This window comes from Cellulomonas hominis, from assembly GCF_005239125.1.
Classification (GTDB): domain Bacteria; phylum Actinomycetota; class Actinomycetes; order Actinomycetales; family Cellulomonadaceae; genus Cellulomonas; species Cellulomonas hominis_A.
The window spans coordinates 1-4,360 of the sequence record NZ_SZYE01000253.1 but is presented as its reverse complement, the minus strand read 5'-3'; the positions used below and the strand labels follow the sequence as shown (position 1 = coordinate 4,360).

At 77.5% G+C, this 4,360-nt stretch carries 3 protein-coding genes and 1 pseudogene; 3 read left to right on the top strand and 1 reads right to left on the bottom strand.

What is annotated here, in order from left to right; all coding sequences use genetic code 11:
- The 3 genes from dprA to whiG all read left to right on the top strand — a co-directional run.
- Positions 1-1,551: DNA-processing protein DprA (gene dprA / locus FA014_RS18255; protein ID WP_230323381.1), on the top strand; the 1,551-nt coding region annotated here is incomplete at its 5' end.
- Between the two features lie 424 nt (positions 1,552-1,975).
- Entirely contained in the window at positions 1,976-2,863 is an 888-nt protein-coding gene (locus FA014_RS18250; protein ID WP_230323379.1) for a tyrosine recombinase XerC, read from the top strand.
- 20 nt (positions 2,864-2,883) lie between these two features.
- A complete protein-coding gene (whiG, locus tag FA014_RS18245; RefSeq protein ID WP_154731040.1) occupies positions 2,884-3,912 on the top strand; it encodes an RNA polymerase sigma factor WhiG in 1,029 nt (342 codons plus the stop codon).
- A 123-nt stretch (positions 3,913-4,035) separates the two neighbouring features.
- Here whiG and FA014_RS20845 read toward each other — a convergent pair.
- A pseudogene (locus tag FA014_RS20845) lies at positions 4,036-4,215 on the bottom strand (M23 family metallopeptidase); the annotation flags it as partial.
- Between the last annotated feature and the right edge of the window lie 145 nt (positions 4,216-4,360).

The following is a 4,360-nucleotide window of genomic DNA, read 5'->3' as shown; positions in this document are numbered from 1 at the left end:
GCCGGGCGCGGGGGCGAGGGGTCGGCGGGTGCCGGGCGCGGGGGCGAGGCGTGGGCGGGTGCCGAGCGCGGGGGCGAGGCGTGGGCGCGCGCCGCGTGGAGCATCGTCGCCGAGCCGGGTGACACGACCGCCGGCGCGGTGGTGGCGGCGCTGGGCGCGCCCGCCGCGCTCGCGTGGGCCCTGTGGGCGGTGACCGTCACCCCGGCGGACGCGCTGCGCCGGCTGCGCGACCTCGCACGGTCCGGCGACCGGGCGGCCGGACCGGGCGCGGACACCCGCCCCGCGACGGGAGCGCCCCCGGGCGTCGAGATCGGCGCTCCGAGCCGAGATCGGTGGTCAGAGGAACCGATCTCGGGCGAAGGCGCCGATCTCGGTGGCGGAGCGGCGACCTCCGCGGCGACGCGGCCCGGCCGTCCGGGTGGCGACGAGCACGCCGCGGCCGACGGCGTCGACCGCTGGCCCGCGAGCGTCCTCCGCGTGCTCGGCCGGGCGCTGCCACGCTGGGCGCCGCGGCTCGCCGACCTGGACCCGCGTCCCGCGCTCGACGACCTCGGCGAGCGCGGGGGCGTCCTGCTGGTCCCGGGGTCACCGGCCTGGCCACGGCGCCTCGACGACCTCGGCCCCGCGGCGCCGCTCTGCCTCTGGCTGCGGGGCGAGCCGGACCTGACCGCGCTGGCGGCCCGGTCGGTCGCGGTGGTCGGCGCCCGGGCGGCCACGGCGTACGGCGAGCGTGTGGCCGGCGACCTCGGGGTGGGCCTGGCCGATCGGGGCGTCACCGTCGTGTCGGGCGGCGCCTTCGGCGTGGACGTCGCGGCGCACCGCGGGGCCCTGGCGGCCGGCGGCCGGACCGTCGCGCTGCTCGCGGGCGGCATCGACCGGCCGACGCCAGCGGGCAACCTCGCGGTGCTCGAGCGGATCGTCGACGAGGGCGGGGCCCTGGTCGCCGAGAGCCCGCCGGGCACCCCGCCGAGCCGGGCCCGGTTCCTCCAGCGCAACCGGGTCATCGCGGCGCTGGCCGGCGCCACCGTCGTCGTCGAGGCGGCCTGGCGCAGCGGGGCGCTCAGCACGGCTGCCCGGGCGGCCGAGCTCCTCCGACCCGTCGGCGCCGTGCCCGGCCCGATCACCTCGATGGCCTCGGCCGGGTGCCACCGGTTGCTCCGTGACGGGGCCGCCGTGTGCGTGACCGACGCCGCGCAGGTCGCCGAACTGCTGGGCCCCCCGGGACAGGGCGGCGCGGGGTCGGGCGACCCGGGGCGCACCGACCCCGGGACGCCCGCCGGACCACGACGGCCGGTCGTGGTCGACCGCGCCGACAGCCCCGCCGCGCGCGCTCTCGACGCCCTCGACCGCCGCCGCGCCCTGGCCGTGCCGGACGTCGCACGGCGTGCCGGGCTCGCGGAGCACGAGGCCGTGGCGGCCCTGGGGCTGCTCGAGCTCGCCGGCGCGGCACGCCGGGCCGAGGGGCGCTGGCGGCGGGTGGACGGCGTCCCCGGGGCCGGCGGACCACGAGCAGGGGCGCACCGCCGAGGTGACGGGCGGGGCTGGGGGTGACGGGGAGCGGGGGATCGACACCGAGAGCCGGGGCGGAGCACATTTCGCGGAAGCCGCAACCACAAAGCCGTATGACCGGTCGGGAATGCGCCCGGGTTCGGGCGCCCGCGCCCGCGTTCACCCGTGCGGCCCCTGGCCAAACAGCGCACGGGACTGCTTCGGGCAGGATCGTGCTCGGGAAAACGCATTCACCCGCGCGGGCGAGCCGCGAGGCGACGGCGCCGTGTCCGACAGGTGGACGCAACCGCCCGGGAACCGCTCCCGAACGGTAGGAAATCCCGACATGGAATCGGACATATGACCGTGATTCGTACAGGGGTGGGTGAAACGCGCCACAGACCGCTTGTCGCCCGGAGGTGTGACGGGTGACGGTAGTGCCGTGCACACGGGGGCGGCAGTGGACTCGGCTCGGGGGACGTCCCCGGTGACCGACGCGTTCGCGCTCCACCTGCGCGCCCAGCGCGGGCTCTCGGAGAACACCGTGCGTGCCTACCTGGGCGACCTCGAGGACCTCGCGGCGTACGCGCGCCGGCACGGCGTGCCGGAGCTGACGGGCGTCGACATCACCGTCCTGCGGGGCTGGCTGGCCTCGATGGCGGCCGCCGAGCGCAGCCGGGCGACGCTCGCCCGGCGCGGCGCGGCGGCGCGCACCTTCTTCGCGTGGGCGGCCCGCACCGGGCGCGTCGCGCAGGACCCGGCGCTGCGCCTGGCGAGCGCCCGGCCCGCGTCGCACCTGCCGACCGTGCTGGACCAGGGCTCGGCGGCCGCGCTGCTGGACACGGCCCGGGTGCGCGCGGACGACGGCGACCCGGTCCACCTGCGGGACTGGGCCGCGCTCGAGCTGCTGTACGCGACCGGCGCGCGCGTCGGCGAGCTGTGCGGCGCCGACGTCGACGACCTGGACCTGGCGACGCGCACCATCCGGCTCACCGGCAAGGGCGCCAAGCAGCGCGTCGTCCCGGTCGGCGAGCTCGCCGTCGAGGCCGTCGAGGCCTGGCTGGCCCGGGGTCGCCCGGTGCTCGCGACGGAGACCTCGGGGCCCGCGCTCCTGCTCGGTCGCCGCGGCGGACGTGCGGACCAGCGCCAGCTGCGCCAGGCTGTGCACGACGTCTCCGCCGCCGCGGGCGTGAGCGACGTGGCCCCCCACGCGCTCCGGCACTCGGTCGCCACCCACCTCCTGGAGGGCGGCTCCGACCTCCGCAGCGTGCAGGAGGTGCTGGGCCACGCCAGCCTCGCCACCACGCAGCGCTACACCCACGTGACCGCGGACCGCCTCCGCGCGTCCTTCGAGCAGGCCCACCCCCGCGCATGACGTCCGAGATGGAGAGGCCCATGTCAGTTCCGGCTGAGGACACGGTCCCGCTGGCTGCCACGTCGCGCCGCGGGCCGGGTTCGACCACCGCACCCCTCGGGGTCATCCCGCGCCAGCAGACGCCGGAGGTCGACGAGCTCGACCTCGACGCGGCCGGCGCGATCGCGGTCGCCACCGAGGCGGCGGAGGTCGAGCTCGACGACGTCGACCTCGAGGTGGTCGTGGCGCTGACCGCGGTCGCGGACCCGGAGCTGGACGAGCTCGAGGCGCTCGCCGACCCCGTGCTCGACCCGGTCGCCCAGGACTGGCAGCTGTTCAAGTCGGGCGGCGACCGCCTGGTGCGCGAGCGGCTGATCCTGCACTACGCGCCGCTCGTCACCGCCGTCGCGGGGCGCGTGGGCATGCGCCTGCCGGCGATGGTGGAGCAGGCCGACCTCGTGTCGTACGGCATGTTCGGGCTGATCGACGCGATCGAGAAGTACGAGCCGGGCCGCTCGGTCAAGTTCGAGACGTACGCGAGCGCCCGCATCCGCGGCGCGATCATCGACGAGCTGCGCGCAATGGACTGGATCCCGCGCTCGGTGCGGACGAAGGCCCGCGCGGTCGACCGCGCGTACGCGGAGCTGGAGAGCGCGCTGCACCGCGTGCCGACGGAGTCCGAGGTGGCCGCGCGGCTGCAGATGGACATCCGCGAGCTGCGCGCGCTGTTCACCCAGCTCTCCACCGTGAACGTGGCGGCCCTGGACGAGCTGCTCGGCGCGGGGGAGGACCGCGGTGACAGGCTGTCGCTGCTGGACACCCTCGGCGACCACCGCACGCCCGACCCGGAGAACTCGTTCGAGGCGCAGGAGACGAAGTTCCTGCTGGCCCGGGCGATCGACCAGCTCGGCGAGCGGGAGAAGCTCGTCCTGGTGCTCTACTACTACGAGGGCATGACGCTCGCGGAGATCGGCCGCGTCCTCGGCGTCACCGAGTCCCGCATCTCGCAGATGCACACGGCCGCGATGCTGCGTCTGCGCGCGCGGCTGACCGAGGCCGACCGCGGCTGACCCGCCGGCGACCCGGGCGTCCCGGGCGAGCAGCACCACCGGCCCGCCCCTCAGGAGCAGCATCGGGTCCAGGTAGACGTCGCCGTCGCGCACGCCCCAGTGCAGGCACGTCGGCTCGCAGTGGCTGCGGTCGGCGGTGACGGTCCCGACCGGCGACCCCGCGGCGACCCGGTCACCGACCTCGACGGCCGCGACGACCGGCTCGACGGAGCTGCGCAGCCCGTCGTCGTGCCGCACGGTGAGCACGGGCCGGTCGACCACGACGCCGGCGAACGTGACGACCCCGGCGCGCGGCGCCAGCACGGGCGTGCCGACCGGCGCGCGGAGGTCGACGCCGCGGTGCCCGGCCGCCCACGGGACGTCGGGGCCGTCGAACGGCGCGACGACGACCACCGGCTCGACGGGCGCGCGCCACGCGTCGACGGCGGCGGCGGGGCCCGGGCCGGGC